At 59.5% G+C, this 18,181-nt stretch carries 15 protein-coding genes; 4 read left to right on the plus strand and 11 right to left on the minus strand.

What is annotated here, in order from left to right:
• Nucleotides 1-21 precede the first annotated feature (21 nt).
• Nucleotides 22-798, plus strand: coding sequence for a type 1 glutamine amidotransferase (locus RSF91_RS15675; RefSeq protein ID WP_332569292.1), 777 nt, complete (start codon nucleotides 22-24; stop codon nucleotides 796-798).
• A 103-nt stretch (nucleotides 799-901) separates the two neighbouring features.
• Nucleotides 902-1,369, plus strand: a complete 468-nt coding sequence (locus RSF91_RS15680) for a hypothetical protein (RefSeq protein ID WP_332569293.1) — start codon at nucleotides 902-904, stop codon at nucleotides 1,367-1,369.
• On the opposite strand, the gene RSF91_RS15685 is transcribed toward RSF91_RS15680, so the two are convergent.
• The 11 genes from RSF91_RS15685 to RSF91_RS15735 all read right to left on the minus strand — a co-directional run bounded on the left by RSF91_RS15685 (nucleotide 1,351) and on the right by RSF91_RS15735 (nucleotide 14,587).
• Nucleotides 1,351-2,811, minus strand: a complete 1,461-nt coding sequence (locus RSF91_RS15685) for an efflux transporter outer membrane subunit (RefSeq protein WP_332569294.1) — start codon at nucleotides 2,809-2,811, stop codon at nucleotides 1,351-1,353. The two genes, RSF91_RS15680 and RSF91_RS15685, sit on opposite strands and share 19 nt — an antisense overlap.
• Nucleotides 2,808-4,049 carry an HlyD family secretion protein gene (locus RSF91_RS15690; RefSeq protein WP_332569295.1) on the minus strand — a complete coding sequence of 414 codons (1,242 nt, stop codon included), beginning with the start codon at nucleotides 4,047-4,049 and terminating at the stop codon, nucleotides 2,808-2,810. The genes RSF91_RS15685 and RSF91_RS15690 overlap by 4 nt, the downstream gene beginning before the upstream one ends.
• A 2-nt stretch (nucleotides 4,050-4,051) precedes the next feature.
• Nucleotides 4,052-6,172, minus strand: a complete 2,121-nt coding sequence (locus tag RSF91_RS15695; protein WP_332569296.1) for an MFS transporter — start codon at nucleotides 6,170-6,172, stop codon at nucleotides 4,052-4,054.
• 6 nt (nucleotides 6,173-6,178) lie between these two features.
• Nucleotides 6,179-6,727, minus strand: coding sequence for a TetR/AcrR family transcriptional regulator (locus RSF91_RS15700; protein WP_332569297.1), 549 nt, complete (start codon nucleotides 6,725-6,727; stop codon nucleotides 6,179-6,181).
• A gap of 85 nt (nucleotides 6,728-6,812) precedes the next feature.
• Entirely contained in the window at nucleotides 6,813-7,724 is a 912-nt protein-coding gene (locus RSF91_RS15705) for a pseudouridine synthase (RefSeq protein WP_332569298.1), read from the minus strand.
• Between the two features lie 86 nt (nucleotides 7,725-7,810).
• Nucleotides 7,811-8,545, minus strand: a complete 735-nt coding sequence (locus RSF91_RS15710; RefSeq protein WP_332569299.1) for a GntR family transcriptional regulator — start codon at nucleotides 8,543-8,545, stop codon at nucleotides 7,811-7,813.
• A complete protein-coding gene (locus RSF91_RS15715) occupies nucleotides 8,545-9,891 on the minus strand; it encodes a C4-dicarboxylate transporter DctA (protein ID WP_332569304.1) in 1,347 nt (448 codons plus the stop codon). Before RSF91_RS15715 ends, RSF91_RS15710 begins: the two co-directional genes overlap by 1 nt.
• Nucleotides 9,892-10,274: 383 nt before the next feature.
• On the minus strand, nucleotides 10,275-11,264 hold the full coding sequence (locus tag RSF91_RS15720; RefSeq protein ID WP_332569300.1) for a Bug family tripartite tricarboxylate transporter substrate binding protein: 990 nt from the start codon (nucleotides 11,262-11,264) through the stop codon (nucleotides 10,275-10,277).
• Nucleotides 11,265-11,699: 435 nt separating this feature from the next.
• Nucleotides 11,700-13,049: an HD-GYP domain-containing protein gene (locus RSF91_RS15725; protein WP_332569301.1), complete on the minus strand. Its 1,350-nt coding sequence runs from the start codon at nucleotides 13,047-13,049 to the stop codon at nucleotides 11,700-11,702.
• A gap of 188 nt (nucleotides 13,050-13,237) precedes the next feature.
• Nucleotides 13,238-13,876, minus strand: a complete 639-nt coding sequence (locus RSF91_RS15730; protein WP_169107113.1) for a 3-oxoacid CoA-transferase subunit B — start codon at nucleotides 13,874-13,876, stop codon at nucleotides 13,238-13,240.
• Nucleotides 13,877-13,885: 9 nt separating this feature from the next.
• Nucleotides 13,886-14,587, minus strand: coding sequence for a CoA transferase subunit A (locus RSF91_RS15735; protein ID WP_332569302.1), 702 nt, complete (start codon nucleotides 14,585-14,587; stop codon nucleotides 13,886-13,888).
• A 74-nt stretch (nucleotides 14,588-14,661) separates the two neighbouring features.
• On the opposite strand from RSF91_RS15735, the gene RSF91_RS15740 reads away from it, so the two are divergent.
• On the plus strand, nucleotides 14,662-15,204 hold the full coding sequence (locus RSF91_RS15740; RefSeq protein WP_099737070.1) for a PAS and helix-turn-helix domain-containing protein: 543 nt from the start codon (nucleotides 14,662-14,664) through the stop codon (nucleotides 15,202-15,204).
• A 334-nt stretch (nucleotides 15,205-15,538) separates the two neighbouring features.
• Nucleotides 15,539-17,725 (plus strand): catalase/peroxidase HPI, encoded by a 2,187-nt coding sequence (katG, locus tag RSF91_RS15745; RefSeq protein ID WP_332569303.1) that lies wholly within the window; start codon nucleotides 15,539-15,541, stop codon nucleotides 17,723-17,725.
• Nucleotides 17,726-18,181: the final 456 nt, after the last annotated feature.

The raw sequence follows: 18,181 nt of genomic DNA on the forward strand, positions 1-18,181 counted from the left end.
GCTTTCAAGCCCGCCCCCCGTATGAAGCCTGTCGCCATCCTCCAGCATGAAGCATCGCAAGGCCCCGGCATCCTGCTGGATCATCTGCGTCAGCAAGACATTGCCCATGTGTTGCTGGACCCCTGCGCCCAAGGCTCGGCGCCAGCCGATGCGCGCGACTATCGCGGCATCATCGTGCTGGGCAGCAACCATTGCGCCAACGAACAGCTGCGCTGGATCGACGATGAACGCTGCCTGCTGCAAAGCGCGCTGCAGCACGATGTTCCCGTGCTTGGTCACTGCTTTGGAGCCCAGATGCTGGCCCGCGCCATGGGTGCACGCGTCTGGCGCAACCCCTGCCCCAATATCGGCTGGAGTCAGGTCCACATCACGCCATGCGCCCAGAAGCTGATGGATTTGCCCGCGCAAGCCATCCTGTTCAACTGGCATTACGACACCTTTGAGATTCCCCAGGCCGCCACGCGCACCATGTACGGACAGCATTGCCTGAACAAAGGCTTTGTCCATGGTCGCCACTGGGCGTTTCAAGGCCATCTGGAGGTAACCGAAGCCAGCGTGCGCCAATGGTGCAGCGACGGTCATGACGAGTTGCTCCAGGCCCAAGGCCCAGCGGTGCAAAGCAAAGCCCAGATTCTGGCCCAGTTGCCACTGCATATCGCCGCCTTGCACACCATGGCTTTGCGCACTTACGGCGCCTGGACGGCCAACCTAGATCGACCAGTATCGGTACCGGTCGCGGCTTCCACTTTCGATAAGATCAGGCTCAAGTCCAGCGATTACCTGCGCATGACGCTATGAATTCCTAAGCATTGGCAATGACAGGCCGGAATCAGACAGACGTTAAGCTGCAAGCCTTGGCATATCAACCGCCGGCCGGCCCGGCCTCTAAAGGAAAGCGCGCATGAGCACACTGGTTCCCGCCGAAATCCTCTCCATCTGGAACAGTGGCAGCAAGGTGCTGGCCATCAAGCTGCTGCGCGAGCAAAGCGGCCTGGGGCTGGCTGAGGCCAAGCAGCTGCTTGAATCTGCCAATGCCGGTGCCGCAGATTCACCGCTGGCAATGAACAGTGCCATACCCGCCAACGCCGAGCTGCGCATTCACGCCGCCATGGCCAGCGGCAACAAGCTGGAAGCCGTCAAGCTGCTCAAAGAAGCCACAGGGCTTGGACTGGCCGAGGCCAAGGAGCGCATAGACGAAGCCATGCAGGGCGAACCCTTGAACCTGGAAGCAGCCCTGCATCAACCCACCCCGCGCAATGCCGCATCAAGCGCGCCGGGTGAGGTCAAGAGCAGCCACGGCACCCTCTGGCTCGCGCTGATACTGGTTGCGCTGGCCTGGGGTGCGTGGTTTTATTTCAAGGCGGCCTGAGTCTCTGGCGACTGGGCTGAACTCTGCCAGCCGCCGCCCAGTGCCTGATACAGCGCCACCGCATTTTCCAGCTGCGACTGGCGCAGGCGCACCACTTCTTGCTGCACGCCGAACAGATTGCGCTGCGCATCCAGCTGGTCCAGATAGCTGGCATAACCTGCGTCGTAGCGGTCTTTGGCAAAGCCCAGCGTCTGGCTCAGCACTTTTTCACGATCTTTGGCTCGCTGCCACTGGGTTTGCAGGTGCTCGGTGCTGACCAGCGCCGTCTCCACATCGCCAAAGGCTTTGATGACCACACCGCGATAGGCGTAGGCCGCCTGATCGCGCTGGGCACTGGCGGCATCGAACTGGCCTTGCAGGCGCCCTCCGCTGAAAAGCGGCGCGAGAATGCTGCCGCCCAGTGACCAGATCCGCGCCGGGTTGTAATCCAGCGCGTTGATGAACAGGCTGCCCAGGTTGGCGCTCAAACTCACTTGTGGCAAAAAGGCGGCGCGCTGCGCGGCCAGGTTGCTGTCGCTGGCTGCCAGTTGAAACTGGGCGCGGGCGATGTCGGGGCGGCGCTCCAGCAAGCTGGATGGCAAACCCGGCGCTGGCATCACAGGCAGGGCTATGGCGTTGAAAGCGGCACCATCCGCCATCGTGGCCTGCACCAGCTCTTGCGCCTGCGCATCACCAGAGCCACCCACCAGCTGCATCAGCGCAATGCGTTGGCGCTGCAGCGCCAGAGTCAGCTGCTCCAGCGATTGCTTGACGCTTTCCAGCTCAGCCAGCGCCTGACTTTGCTGCAACTGCGAGATATAGCCCACACGTACCTGATCGGTGAGCAGGCGCACAGCCTCTTCACGCGAATGCACGGTGGACTGAGCTACAGAGATTTGTGCCTGCAACGATCGCAGGCCGATATAGGCCTGGGCCGTGGTGGCTGCCACCATGAGCTGCACGGCATCGCGGTCGGCCTGGCTTGCCTGCAGGCGCAGATCAGCCGCTTTGCTCAAGCTGCCCAGTCGGGTCCACAAATCCAGCTCCCAGCTGGCTTGCAGCACCGGCTGGGCCGAACGCACATGCACCATCTGGCCGGTCCTGGCGCTCAGGCTGCGGTTGGCCGAGCCCGGCGCACTGACGGCGAGCTGAGGCATGGCGCTCGCACCGGCCACATCGACATTGGCACGCGCCTCATCGACACGTGCCATGGCGGTGAGTACGTCGTTATTACGCTCCAGCGCCAGCGCGATCCAGCGGCTCAATTGCGCATCCGCAAAGGCTTGCCACCACTGGGCTTGCACGACCGCAGCCTTGTTGCCGGACTGGCTCCAGCTTGCAGGCACAGCGGGCTGAGCGCTGGTGGGGGCATGGGTCAGACGGGGTACGCTGCAAGCAGTCAGCAGCAGCGCTGCGGCCATGGACACGGCACGCCGCATCAGGACATTCATAGGGCGCTTCATGGCTTGACCTGCTCGGCAGCAGGCGCTGCAGATTTTTGAGTCAAATCGGCCTCCACCACTTTCTGGGAAAGCGCAGATTGCTCTACTTTTTGCGACGTATTTTGTGCCGTATCAAGGCGCACGATCACCGACATGCCGGGGCGCAGGCGCGCGGCTTCGCTCTGGCCTTCATCAATAGATATCTTGATGGGCAGGCGCTGCACCACCTTGGTGAAATTGCCAGTGGCGTTATCGGCCTTGAGCACGCTGAACTCAGAGCCCGTGGCCGGAGCGATCTCCTGCACATGACCATTCAGGTGCACGCCGCCCAGTGCATCCACGCTAAAGCGCACGGCCTGCCCCATCTGCACATGGGCGGTCTGCGTTTCCTTGAAATTGGCCACCACCCAGAAGGTGGGCGGCACCACATACATGAGCTGGGTCCCCGCCGCCACGTACTGCCCCATGCGCACGGACACTTCGCTGACCTGGCCGTTGCTGGGCGCGTGAACCACGGTATTGTCCAGATTGATCTGGGCCTGACGCAGCTGGGCCTCTGCCATCTGCACCTGCGCCTTGAGCGAATCGCGGCCCACGGTGGTGGCCTTGATTTTTTCTTGATTGATTTCGATATCGGCCTGTGCCTTGGCCACATTGGTACTGGCCATGCGCGAGGTGGCGCGCACCTTGTCGCGTTCATTCAATGAAACCGAGCCGCGCTCGGCCAGCTCCTGCACGCGCTTGAGTTCTGCTTGCGAGCGTTCTGCCTCAGCCTGCACCGCCGCCAGACCCGCGCGGCTGGCACCCAGCGTGGCCCTGTTCTGGGCCTGCGCCTGTTCCGAGTTGCTGAGCTGCGCCTGTGCGTTAGCCAATTGGGCCTGAGCCTGCGCCACCGCAGCTTCATAAGTGCGGCTGTCAATGCGCACCAGCGGCTGGCCGGCCTTGACCTGTTCGTAGTCCTTGACCAGCACCTCGGTCACATAGCCGTTGACCTGCGGCGCCAGCACGGTGACAGCGCCGCGCACATAGGCGTTGTCCGTCGTCACCACCGAACTATTGAAGGGGAAAAGATTCCAGGCACGCAACACCAGCAAGATGCCGGCCAGCGCCACCACAGCCATGATGAGCACGCTGCGCAGTGAGGGACTGATTTTCTTGGGCGTGGGGGGCAAAGCCGAAGCCGGAGTTGCGGCCGGAGCCGGTGCTGGCGATGGTGCGGACGCCTTGGCGGGAGAGGTAGTTTTTTGACTGTCGCTCATGCTCAATCTCTTGGTGTTATCGGTTTGAGTTCATTGGCCGGGGCTTGCGAAGCGATCTTTCGCTCCAGCGCTTCTTCAAGCGCAAGGGCATGCGGGTTGTCTTGCAGCGGGTCGCGGCTGGCCAGAACGGCCTTTTCACCTGCCTCTGCCGCTTGCGCTGCGGCAGTCAACTGCTGTGCCTGCTCGCCTTCAATCACGATCGTTCGCACGGGGCTGGAGGAAGGGGTTTGCTTGCCCTCCTCCACATCGCCCCGAGCATCGGTTTCTGTGGGCTGCACGACGACGGTCACGCGGCCGGCGTGGGCTGGCTCGGTTGATCTCTCTACAGCCGTGGCAATAGTGCTGGCAGCGGTGCTGGCGACAGATGGCGCACGCTGGGGTACGCCATCCGTACCTGCTGCAGCCACAACTTGATTGCCGCTGAGCCGCGTCAGGGCGCGCAGCCTAGCCATGGCACGGCGCACATTCAAAGCACCCCACAGCAGCCAGAGCAAGTAGCCCATGGCGATGCAAGCGGTCAGTGCAAACACATCGTTATAAGCACGCATATTGGCCTCGCGCCGCACGACTTGCGACAGCTGCAGCGTGCCTTGATTGGCACGCATGGCTGTGTCTGGGGTAACGCGACCATAGACCTGCCCTTGTAGCTTGAGCCGCTCGGCCACTATGGGGTCGGTTGGCCTGAGCTGATCGACCAGCGCGACGGAGTAAACCTGCTGGCGGTGCGCCTGATAAGTGCTCAGCAAAGCCGAGCCGATCAGGCCGCCCATGGCCTGCGTCATGGAAAAAGTCAGCACCACGGTGAGCATGTGGTTGGCGCCGTATTTAAGGCCCAGTGCCAAGCCCATCATCATCAGCGGCCCCATGAAGATGCCTGTGCCGACGGCCAGCACAAACTGGCTGAAGAAAAAGTCTGCGGGCCGATCCAGACTGGTGTGGTGCAAGTCCATAAAAGCGGCCAGCGCCAGCAGCACCAGAGCAGCCAGAATCTGCTTGCCTAAATGAGGAATGCCGAAGGTGGCCGCAGACAAGCCAATCCCGATCATGGTGCCCAGCAAAATGACGCCAAACAGCGGCTGCATCTGATCGGTGGTCATGCCCAGTGTGCGCATCAAGCCCACCACGCCGTAGCTTTGCTCAGCCGTTAAAAAACGCAGCAAGATAGCACCCACCACAAAACGCACGGTAGGCCACTGCATAAACCAGCGCGTATGAAGCATGGGGTTGGCGCGGTGGTGTTCGATGTAGAGCGCCGTACTGAGCAGCGCAATCGCGCCCACCAGCATCCACGCCAGAGCGGGCGCATCAAACCACCAGCGCGAATAGCCCTGTACCAGCACGGCAATCAGCAGGCCCAGGCCAGGCACCATGAGGCAGAAGGTGACGAAGTCCAGCTTTTCAAAGGCTTTGATATACATGCCCGAGGGCAGTTTGAGCACCACCACGGCAGCAAACGAAAGCAGCGCCAGCCCGGCTTCAAACAGATAGAGGTTTTGCCATTCGCTGTTGTAGAGCAGCCCCGGCGACATGATCCAGGCCAGCGGTGTGGCCAGTTGCACCACGCCCACGCCCAGCACCAGCATCTTGAGCACATAGGTGCGCGGCGCAGCCTGCAGCATGTAGAGCGTACACAGTGAGGTGCAAGCCGCCGCAGCCAAGCCGCTGGCGGCGCGCAACAAAATCAGGCTTTCATAACTACCCAGCACCAGATGCAGCACGCTGAGCGCGGCGTAAACACCCAGCCCGATTTCTGTAAACAAGCGCATGCCGAATTGCTGGCGAAATTTGTAGACCAGCAGATTGGCCGTCATATTGAACATGACGTAAGCGCCGCTCAGCCATGCGGCTTCGACCGAAGTCAGGCCCATTTGCCCCTGAATCGTTGGCAGATTGGCGCTAAATAAAGCATTACCCAGACCACCGGTCAGGCCAAGCAAAACGGCAATCAGCCCATAGCAGACGCGCACCCACGGCAGGTGATGCGGCATGGCGGGCGAGCCGGGAAGCGCAGGTTTTTCATGCTCGGCCCAGTCCGGCGGGCGACGCAGCAAGATGACAGGGCCTAGAGGGATGGCCGGAGCTGCGGAAGCAGTACTGGGGGTTGGTGCTGCAGCTTGGCTCATACCGTCTCAGGCCTTGATTCCATCCAGAATGATTTGCAGAGCGCGGCGGGCCAGTTGTTTGCGCTGCGCAGGAGTTTCGCCGCGAAGTGCACCACCCAGCATGCCAAACACCAGTGAAAGCTCTTTGGAGCTCAGCGTCTGCTTGCACAAGCCTTTGGCCACGGCGCGCTTCATGGGCTCTTCAAACACCAGCCACATCTGGTGGCGTGCCCGAGCGATTTCCTCGTCGCCCTGCTCTACCTTGCGCCAGTAATCGACCAGCGTGGCAGACACAGCGATGCGATCCGCCACCAGCGCCAGTAGCTTGAAGAAGGCCATATCGTCATCGCGCAGTGCAAAGGCAGCGGTGCGAGTCTTCTCTACCGAACGCTCCAGCAGCGCCCGCATGATGGCCTGACGATCTGGGAACTGGCGGTACAGGGTGGCCCGCCCCACCTGGGCGCGCTCCACAATCAAGTCCAGTGGCGCAGTCACACCATGCTCGGCAAATACGGCATCGGCCGCATCCAGCAACTGGGCGCGGCGTTCGGCGGATGTAGGGCGTGGTGTGGACATGGCAGCCATTATCGGACAACTTTGTCCGATAATGATCATGCTGACATTTCCCCCTTGCCTGTTCAGGGTCGGCAAAAGTGGTTTTTTAGATCAGCGGCAGCAGGTTGCGACGGCTGAAAAATTCACGGCGTAACCCGGTCAGCGGGTCATCAAACGCCAGGCTGCGCGCCAGCAGTTGCAATGGGTTGGAGTAGTCACCCGGAAGCGCGTCGTTGACCTCGGGATACAGCGCATCGCCCTTCAACGGCAGGCCCAGCGCCAGCATATGCACGCGCAACTGGTGGCGCTTGCCGGATACCGGGCTGAGCCGGTAGCGCGCCCATGCGTCGTTGTGCTCGATGATTTCCATCTGCGTGCGGCTATTGGGTTCGCCCGCCACCTCATGCATGCGAAAGAACTGGCTGCTTTCCTCCATGCGGCTCACATGCTCACGCGGGAATGTCAGATCAGCCCGGTAAGGTGCCACCGCCTCATAGGTCTTGTGAATGCTTCGCTCTCTGAACAAGGCCTGATACACGCCCCGCGTAGCACGCTGCACCGAAAACACCACCAGCCCCGCCGTGTCGCGGTCTATGCGGTGAATGGGAGAGAGCTCGGGCACATCAAATTCGCGCTTCAAGCGCACGAGCAAGGTGTTTTGCAGATACTGGCCCGCAGGCACCACAGGCAGAAAATGCGGCTTGTCTGCAACCAGCAAATGCTCGTCACGATAGATTACCTCGACCGCAAATGGAATCTCGGGCTCACTCTCCAGATTGCGGTAGTAGTAATAGCGCAGGCCGGGGGCAAACAAGCTGCCCTGCCCAGCTCGCTCTCCCGTCTCGCACACCACCTCACCCACCGCAATGCGGCGCAGCCATTCAGCCCGGCCCACCGTGTGCAGGCGTTCGCACAGAAAATCGATCAACAAGCCCTCGCCCTGACTGGGTGCTACCACGCAGCTGGGGCTGACGCCATCGCGCTGCGGCAAGACTTTAGGATCATGAGAGTTGTGCATGGCGCGCAATTTTAGTGCGCGAAGGGGCCTCCAACGACTTGCACCCCATCACCCCAGGCGTCTGCCCGAACAAGACCGCCGAGACCTTAGACGACCGGCTTTTCCCTGCCTGCCAACGCAGAATCCGCAAGCAGCTCTGCGCTGACCGGTGCCAGCGTGGCACGCAGGCGGTCACCAGCGACAGGAAGAGGCCCGGGTGGACGGATATCCAGCGAGCGCTCCACCATGCCGATATGCTCCAGCATCAAGGTCTTGGCCGCTTCGGTATCGCCTCGTTCCAATGCAGCCACGATGCGCTCGTGCTCGGCACAGGACTGGTTTGCGCTATGCGTAGATTGGTAAAGCGTGGCGGCCAGCGTGGTGCGGGCAGTGAGATCGCGCAGCGTCAATGCCAGCAGTCGGTGACCCATTTGCTCGGCCAGGCAGACATGGAAGTCGGCCAGCAAAAAGGCGCGCGTGGCGGCATCGGCGCCTTCTATAACCTGCTGCTCCTGGGCGATGTGGCGGCGCAGCTGGCCAATCACACTTTGCATGGGGCGACCGGCTTCGCTCAAGATGCCGGTCTCGATGATGCGCCGCGCGGCAAAGGCGTCCTGCGCTTCCTCCACCGTGGGCTGAACCACATACCAGCCCCGCCTTGGCTGAACCTGTACAAAGCCGCGCGCCTGCAACTGCATCAGCGCCTCACGCACCATGGTGCGGCTGACGGCGAAATTGTCGGCCAGCTCCTGCTCCCCCAGGCGTTCGCCGGGCGCCAGTTTCTGGGCCAGGATGGATTCCACCACGCGCTCGGCGATATGCAGGGGGGATACAGGATTCATTAGACGACGGGGTGAGGAGGAAGGATGGGAGAAACCGGCTGAGCAAGCGGCGCCGGGCTGGGGACATCGGCAGACTCGGGATTGTCAACCAGACCGTCGAGCACCGCATGGGCGCGTTCACGATCGATATCACCTTCCCAGGCGGCGATGGCCACGGTGGCTACACAGTTGCCGATCAGATTGCCGACGGCACGGGCAATGCCCATGAACCAGTCTACAGACAATACCAGCACCAATCCGATGGCGGGAATCGCAGGAATCGCATGCAAGGTGGCGGCCAGAACCACGATAGCCGAGCCCGGCACACCATGGGCGCCCTTGGACGTGACCAGGGCGATGGCCAGAATGGTCAGCAGATCGGCCATGCCGATGGGCGTATTCGTTGCCTGGGCGATGAACACGGCAGCCAGCGTGATGTAGATGGAGAAGGCATCAAGATTGAAGGAGTAGCCCGTGGGGATCACCAGGCCCACGGTGGAGTCACGCACACCCATGTTGCGCAGCTTGGCCATGATCTGGGGCAGCACGCTGTCGGACGATGTGGTGGCAAAGACCACGGCCAACTCCTCGCGCAGATAGCGCAGCAGCTTGATCAGGCTGAAGCCCGACAGACGCATCACCAGACCCAGCACCACGAAAACGAAAAAGGCCACGGCCACATAGAACAGCAGCACCAGCATGCCCAGCTGCTTGAGCGAGCCTATGCCGTACTGGCCCACGGTAAACGAGATCGCACCCAGCACACCCAGAGGCGCCAGCTTGATGATGATGCCCATGATCTTGAACAGCACATGCGACAGCGTGTCGATAAACGCGCTCACGGGAGCACCTCGCTCGCCCAGCATGCTCAGGCCGCAGCCGAACAACACAGCAAACAGCAGCACCTGCAGCACATCTCCCGTAGCAAAGGCCTGAACCACCGTGGTCGGTATGAGCTTCATCAAAAAGTCCACCGTGCCGCCGCTGGTCAGCTTGTCGGCATTGCTGGCATAAGCGCTCATGGCCGAGGCATCGAGTTTGCTCGTGTCCACGTTCATGCCCGTGCCGGGCTGAAAGACAAAGGCCAGCACCAGACCCAGTGCCAGGGCGATGGTGGTCAGCACCTCAAAGTAGATCAGCGCCTTGACGCCGACACGGCCCACGCGCTTGAGATCGCCTGCGCCCGCGATGCCATGCACCACCACGCAAAACACCAGCACGGGGATGATCATCTTGATGAGCTTGATGAAGCCATCGCCCAAGGGCTTGAGTTTGGCGGCCCATTCAGGGGCCAATAGTCCGGCGAGCACACCCAAGATGAGTGCGATCACCACCTGTCCGAAAAGTGATTTGGCAAAGCGGCGCATAGTCGTCTTTCGCAAGTTAGAAATTCTTGTATGCAAGTTCTTCAGAAACTTGCATACAAGAATGTAGATAAGCGAAAGCCGTGCCAGAAGCGGGTATTCCCTGCAAATTTGCGCCACTTCAAAGAGGATCAGTCCTGACTTGGACGCATGAAATCCAGGCACCTCCCTGCCGTGGTGCAGACCTATCAAGCAAGCTGCCCGCATAAGGGGCACAAACAGCAGACAGGCCCAGAGACGGTGCATGCAACCGCGGTATTGCAGACCCCAGCCCAGCGGCATTCATGCACTATTTATTTGATAGCTGCTAGCGCCAGCAAGCAAAAACGGCGTTGAAACAAAAAAACGCCTCACAGCGAGGCGTTTTTTGTATAGCGAAATGTCGCTCAGTTATCTGGCGTAATCTTGGCAAACTTCACCAGCTCGGCATATTTACCCATGTCGGTGCGAATGACCTGGGAGAGGCTTTCGGTACCGCTGGCTGGCGGGGTACCTGCAACTTCCAGCCTCTGGCGGATGGCAGGATCGGCCAGACCGGCCTGTACCGCTTTTTGCAGGCTGGCAACGATGTCTGCGGGAACGCCCTTGGGCGCTGCCAACGCAAACCAGCCGCTAAGCGCATAGCCTTTGAGCGCAGGATGTTCGGCCAGCGCAGGCACGCTCTTCAGAGTGCTGATGCGCTCGGCCGTGGTGGCACCCAGAATCTTGATCTTGCCCGACTGCACCAGAGGCGCCGAGGCCATGGGCGAGAGAATGGCGAAATCCAGATTGCCGCCACCTAGATCGGCAGTCATCGCAGGCGATCCCTTATAGGGGATGTGAACCAGATGGACACCGGCTGTCTTCTTGATCAGCTCGCCTGAAAAATGCGGCGTGGAACCAATGCCAGGGCTGCCATAGCTGTACTTGCCGGGACTGGCCTTGGCCAGCTTGATGAATTCATCAATATTCTTGACCGGCACATGGGCTCCCGCCACCCACAGATTGGGGGCTGAGGCCATCAGCGCAATTGGTGTCAGGTCGACCGCCGGATCGTACTTTTGCGCGGCATTGACAAACTTGGTACCGGCCATCTCGTTGCTGGAGCCCGCCAGCAAGGTATAGCCATCGGGCTTGGCAGACACCACGCGCTGAGCGCCCACCACACCGGCGGCTCCGGGCACGTTCTCGATCACCACGGTGGTACCCAGCTGCTTGGCCAAAACATCGCCAATCACGCGTCCCACCATATCGACCGAGCCACCTGGAGCATAGGCCACCACAATGCGAATCGGTTTGCTGGGATAGGCGGTTTGCGCGTGCAGCGAGCCTCCCAACAAGGCTGCGGCGCAGGCAAACAAGGTGCCTCGATAGAAGGCGGCTGGACTCAGATTCATGGTGTGCAATATTCAGCAGGGATCACAAGAAATCCATCATCGAAACACAATGGATTGCTCAACAAAATTTAACTCATTGTCCTTTTTTAATTCGAGATTTGGAATACATAGAAACCAGAGCATGGCAAGCCGACTGCGTTCTTGCTGGCGCACCGGTTTCTCCTTTGATCAAGGCAACTCCTTGCCGACTCGGTTTGTGTTTTTCCGCAGAACAAGACCCAATGCAAGACTGCAGATGCCTACAACCCTTTGGCCTCAACTACCATGCACTATCAGAATAGAATTCTCAAAAACCGAAAGCAAAAAGGGAAAGCATGCTGCATGGCGGCGTGATGCAAAAAATTCCGATTGAAATCGCGGCTTTGCGCTTTCTGATCAAGCGCCTTCAGCAATCAAACTTGAGTTGACAGACTCTGCTCTTTGGCCGCAACTCGGTCAGTTCAGTGACTGCTTTCCAGAATGCATCTCTGCTGCACCCGCATGCGGCATCAGTTGGGCACAGGCCTCACACCAGTCGACCGCTGCGACATCAAACATTGATCCACCGTGATCCGGCGCCGGCCGGCGGCGCAGACAGTCATTCATGATGGTCTGCAGCTGCCACAGGGCTTCGCGGTTGACCAGCGTCAGCTCGCTCATGCCCAGTGCATCGTCCTTCAAATAAGTCAGCACATGCACTTGCTGGCTGGGGTGAGAGCCTGCTTCGGCCAGCTGTTTTTGCAGCTGCGCCAAACTGAAATCCAGCAGAGCTGCAGCCTGCGCATCCGGCATTTGCTGCCATTGCACGGGGAAGTCGCGCTTGAGCTCGGTCCACTTGCCCAGCGCTGCTTCCAGCGCGGTGATGCTGTGAGAGAACTCCGCCTGCAGCGGCTCCAGCGGCTGACCAGGACTGATTTCGTCGTAGAGCAACGGCAGAATCTGGTGCACCAGATTCGAGGGGTAGCTCTTGTGGTTCATGCGCAGCATCAGCGACAGGCGCTGACCCGGCATGTCCGTGAACTTTTCAAAGAAGGCAGAGACCACCTCGGCCAGCAGCAGCACCTGCCCCATGGGCGAGATGGCATCGCCCTTGATGCCGCGCGGATAGCCCGTGCCATCCATGCGCTCATGGTGTTCCAGTACGGCGATTTCGACGGCACGCGAGTACAGCTCGGTGCTGCGTACCACAAGCATGGCTGTCACGGAATGTGCGACTAGGTGCTTGCGCTCTTCGCCGCTCAGGCGGTGCTCCGGATCGGTCCACGCCGGATCCATATAGAGCATCCCTACATCGTGCAGCAGCGCCGCCGTGGTCAGTGGCACGCATTCCCGCTCTGTCCAGCCGTTTTTAAGGGCCAGAAAAATCGACACCAGCGCCATCTGCAGGCTGTGTTGAAAAAGCTCACTGCGCTGCTCACGCATGACGGTCAGTTTGAAAGCAATGGCCGGCGGCAGCAGCAAGCCTTTGAGCGGTGCCAGCAGGCGCTCCACATCGCCCACAGACTTGACCATGCGGCTCAGCATGTCAACCTGCTCGCATTGCTGACGTGCCAGAGCAAGCAGCGATGCAATATCCACCAAGCTGTCAGCAACAAGGCTGTTATCGATAGGGTCACGCAGCTTGTGCATGACAAGGCGGTCATAGAGGCGGCTATCCACGCGGGTCCCTTTGTCCACAAGCTTCATACCTTTATCGGTATAGATGGCGTCGCCCGTCACCACATTCGTGTGCTCTGCCATATCGGTGACGGCTCGCAAAAAATGCACATCGGTCGCGTGCCCCACCCCAGCTGCGTTCTGACTCATCAAAGCACTCTTTTTTCTATCTGCTGAACTGATCTCAATTGTTGCAGACTGCAATAATTTTTGTCACATTATTCAAGCAAATCAGCCCGAAGCGCTTTATCTGCATACGCTTTCAGCTATCAAAGCTGCAAACAATGGACAAAAAAAGAACCGCCTAGGCGGTTCTTCTGGGGTTCAGCCTGACTTGCTTAGCGAATCAGCGTCACGCCCGTCTTGGACTGGATCTCTTCAAAACTCACGCCGTCGGCCAGTTCCACCAACTTCAGGCCTTCGGGAGTCACGTCCATCACACCCAGGTCGGTGATGATGCGGCCCACCACGCCCACGCCAGTCAGCGGCAGGGTGCAGGCGGGCAAGATCTTCAGATCGGTAGTGCCGTCCTTTTTCTTGGCCACATGTTCCATCAGCACGATGACGCGCTTGACGCCCGCCACCAGGTCCATGGCGCCGCCCATGCCCTTGACCATCTTGCCGGGAATCATCCAGTTGGCCAGGTCGCCCTTTTCGGACACCTGCATAGCGCCAAGAATGGACAGGTTGATCTTGCCGCCACGAATCATGGCAAACGACTGGTCGCTGCCAAAGATGGACGAGCCAGCAATGGTGGTCACGGTCTGCTTGCCAGCATTGATCAGGTCGGCATCGACCTGGTCTTCTGTCGGGAAGGGGCCAATGCCCAGCATGCCGTTTTCAGACTGCAGCCACACTTCCTTGTCGCCGGTGTGATTCGCCACCAGTGTAGGAATGCCGATACCGAGGTTGACGTAGAAGCCGTCTTCGAGTTCTTGGGCCGCGCGCGCGGCCATCTGGTCTTGGGTCCAAGGCATGACAGCTCCTTATTTCTTCTCAGTGATGGTGCGCTTTTCGATGCGCTTTTCGGGATTGGCGTTGTGCACGATGCGGTGCACATAGATGCCTGGCAGGTGGATGTCGTCAGGCGCGATCTCGCCTACTTCCACCAGCTCTTCCACTTCCACCACACAGACCTTGCCGCAGGTTGCCGCAGCAGGGTTGAAGTTGCGAGCCGTCAGGCGGAACTGCAAGTTGCCGCTCTTGTCCGCGCGCCAGGCCTTGACCAGGGACACATCGGCCACGATGGAGCGCTCCATCACATAGGTTTCGCCATCAAACTCGCGCAGCTCTTTACCCTCAGCCACCAGCGTGCCCACGCCAGTCTTGGTAAAGAACGCGGGGATGCCTGCGCCGCCAGCGCGCATTTTCTCGGCCAGCGTGCCCTGGGGCGTGAATTCCAGCTCCAGCTCACCGGCCAGGTACTGGCGCTCGAACTCTTTGTTCTCGCCCACGTAGCTGGCGATCATGCGTTTGATCTGGCGGGTGTCCAGCAGCTTGCCCAGACCAATGCCGTCCACGCCGGCATTGTTGGAAGCCACTGTGAGATTCTTGACGCCACTGGCGCACACAGCGTCGATCAGGGCTTCAGGAATGCCGCACAAGCCAAAGCCGCCAACGGCCAGCAATTGCCCGTCAGCCACAACGCCTTGCAGCGCTGCCTCTGCGGATGGGTAGAGCTTTTTCACACATGTCTCCTTTATTTGGGATGCTCTACGATACTACGTACTCAAGTAAGTAGTTTTTCGTAAAGAGCAGTACTATGAATGTGGATTACCAGTTGGCGTTTGACTCAGCCCCCGTCGGTCTTGTCATTTCGCGCAACCGCATCATGATCGACTGCAATCGGCAGTTATGTGAAATGTTCCATGCATCGCGCGAGGTACTCATAGGCCAGACGTTCCAGGTGCTTTACCCAAGCGTGGATGAATACGAACGGCTGGGCGCGCGCATCGCCCCCATTCTCAACACCACAGGCATCTATTCGGACAACCGCATCATGAAGCGCGCCAATGGCGAGGTCTTCTGGTGCCATGTCAGCGGCCGCACCCTCGATCGCGATGACCCGCACGCTTCGGGCATCTGGAGCTTTGAAGACCTCTCTGCCCAGCGCCCCGTCAAAGCCGAACTCACAGGGCGCGAACGCGAAGTAGCGGCGCGCCTGCTCGAAGGCATGACCAGCAAGGAGATCGGCAAGGCGCTGGCCATCAGCCACCGTACGGTAGAAATTTACCGAGCCCGGCTGATGCGTAAATACGGCGCATCCACGGCCGCCGATCTGGTGCACAAACTGGTGGCTGGGTGAGTGCTGCTCAAGCGGTAGGTCAAGCACGGCATTTGACATCTCCGCTTGTGCAAATGCGCACGCTCGCATAGGCTTGAAAACTCAAGCCGTACCTGTAGTCTGAAGCAGCAAAGCGCTGCGGCAAGACCGTCAAAAAAGCCTCTCTCACATTTATTACTATGACGGGGCTTAGTAATTTCAATAGCGCAAAACGTCTGTTTTGCGTGCCCCGCACTGATAATTCATCTCAATCAATTGCAAACAGCTATCGAAGTTAATTGATCGATATCAATTCATGATTAACATCAGTTTTCTAACCCCACCGACTTGTCGGATCGTTGAAACGGAGAGCCCCATGACTACAGAATCCAAGTGCCCCTTCCACCAAGGCCAGAACAGCGCAACCGCTGCCGTCGGCAATGGAACTACCAACGATCACTGGTGGCCAGATCGCCTGCGCGTGGAACTGCTGAGCCAGCACTCCGCCAAGAGCAACCCTCTGGGCGAAGATTTCAACTACGCTGAAGAATTTCAGAAGCTGGACTACGAAGGCCTCAAACGCGATCTGCGCAAGCTGATGACGGACTCTCAGGACTGGTGGCCGGCCGACTACGGTCACTACGGCCCTCAATTCATCCGCATGGCCTGGCACGCAGCCGGCACCTACCGCGTGCAAGACGGCCGTGGTGGCGCAGCCCGTGCTCAGCAGCGTTTTGCGCCGCTGAATAGCTGGCCCGACAACGTCAACATCGACAAATCTCGCCGTCTGCTATGGCCCCTCAAGCAAAAGTACGGCGACAAAATCTCCTGGGGCGACCTGATGATGCTGTGCGGCAACGTCGCGCTGGAAACCATGGGCTTTCGCACCTTCGGCTTCTCCGGCGGTCGCACCGACACCTGGGAACCCGATCAGGACGTGTACTGGGGCGCTGAAAAAGAATGGCTGGCCACGAGCGAAAAGGCCAACAGCCGCTACTCTGGCGACCGCGAACTGGAAAACCCACTGGCTGCTGTTCAGATGGGCCTGATTTACGTGAACCCGGAAGGCCCGGACGGTAACGGCGACCCGCTGGCTTCTGCCCGCGATATTCGCGAAACCTTTGCCCGCATGGCCATGGACGACGAAGAAACCGTCGCCCTGATCGCGGGTGGCCACACCTTCGGCAAGACCCATGGCGCAGGCGATGCATCCCACGTAGGCGCCGCCCCTGAAGCTGCCGGTCTGGAAGCACAAGGTCTTGGCTGGGCCAGCTCCTTCCGATCTGGAAAGGGGGCAGACGCCATCACCTCTGGTCTGGAAGTGACCTGGACACAGACCCCCACCCAGTGGAGCAATTTCTTCTTTGAAAACCTGTTCGGCTTTGAATGGGAACGCGAGAAGAGCCCCGCCGGTGCCGGTCAGTGGGTCGCCAAGGATGCAGGCAACATCATTCCCGCCCCCGACGCTGGCGGCGCAATGCGCAAGCCCACCATGCTGACGTCAGACATCGCTTTGCGCGTGGATCCCGCCTACGAAAAGATTTCTCGTCGTTTTCTGGAGAACCCACAGGCATTTGCTGAAGCCTTTGCCCGTGCCTGGTTCAAGCTGACTCACCGCGATCTGGGCCCCCGCTCGCGCTACATCGGCCCAGAAGTTCCGAAGGAAGAGCTGCTGTGGCAAGACGTGGTGCCTGCCGCTGCAGAAGCGCCGGTGAGCGAAGCCACTGTAAACGCCATCAAGGCCAAAATTCTGGCCTCTGGCCTGAGTGTGCAGGAGCTGGTTGGGACAGCCTGGGCCTCGGCATCCACCTTCCGCGGCTCCGACAAGCGCGGTGGCGCCAACGGTGCCCGCATTCGTCTGGCTCCGCAAAAAGACTGGGCTGCAAACAACCCAGCGCAATTGGCCAAGGTTCTGGAAAAGCTGGAAAGCATCCGTGCCGAGTTCAAAATATCGCTGGCTGACCTGATCGTTCTGGCGGGTGGCGTGGGCGTGGAAAAAGCCGCTGCCGACGCGGGCGTAACCATTGCCGTGCCTTTCACCGCAGGTCGTACCGACGCATCTGCCGCTCAAACCGATGTGGACTCAATCCAGTATCTGGAGCCCAAGGCTGACGGCTTCCGCAACCATCTGCAAGGCAAGTTCCCAGCATCGCCAGAGGCACTGCTGATCGACAAGGCGCAGTTGATGACCTTGACCGCCCCTGAGATGACTGTGCTGATCGGCGGCTTGCGCTCCATCAACATCAACACCGATGGCAGTCAGCGCGGCGTGCTGACGGAAAATCCCGGCCAGCTGACAACCGACTTCTTCGTGAACATTCTGGACATGGCCACCCAGTGGACTGACCTGAAGGATGGCACTTACGAAGGCATGGACCGCAAGACCGGCGCCAAGAAGTGGACAGGTACCCGCGTTGACCTGGTATTTGGCTCCAATGCCATCCTGCGCGCCGTGACCGAGGTGTATGCAGAAATGGGTAACCAGGACAAGTTCTACAAAGACTTTGTGGCCGCCTGGACCAAGGTGATGAACCTCGACCGCTTTGATCTGAAAAAGGTCTGACAAAGCAAGGGGTGCATGAGGCATACACCTCACTCACCCCAAACTCATTCCCCCCTAAAAAGCACTCTTCGGAGTGCTTTTTTCGTTCAGATGAATTCCTGCGCATTCTGCTGAGCTTAATTCCAGTCAGGCCGCCATTTATGTCACCGATCAAGTCTTTAAAGAAAAGTCAAAACCCTATTGCGCTTCTTTGGTATTTATTTGTTAATTCACATGCAAAACGTCGCTAAACGTCGCAAAGCTTGCGCTCACCACCTGCAAGCACCTTAAAACAAGGGTTCTGCCATGTACTTGGGCAGTTTTAGATTCGTCGTCAGCGAGGGCTGAAATGATCGTCGACAAGGAACACCTCTATGCGCTGGCTCCGGCCCTGACATTGCTGTTCCTGTCCAGCTTGCTGCTTCTATGCTGGGTTTTTCAGCGCCAGCAACGTTTCCTGCTCTGGCAATGCTGCGC

It is taken from the genome of Comamonas sp. (assembly GCF_036643215.1).
Lineage (GTDB): Bacteria > Pseudomonadota > Gammaproteobacteria > Burkholderiales > Burkholderiaceae_C > Comamonas.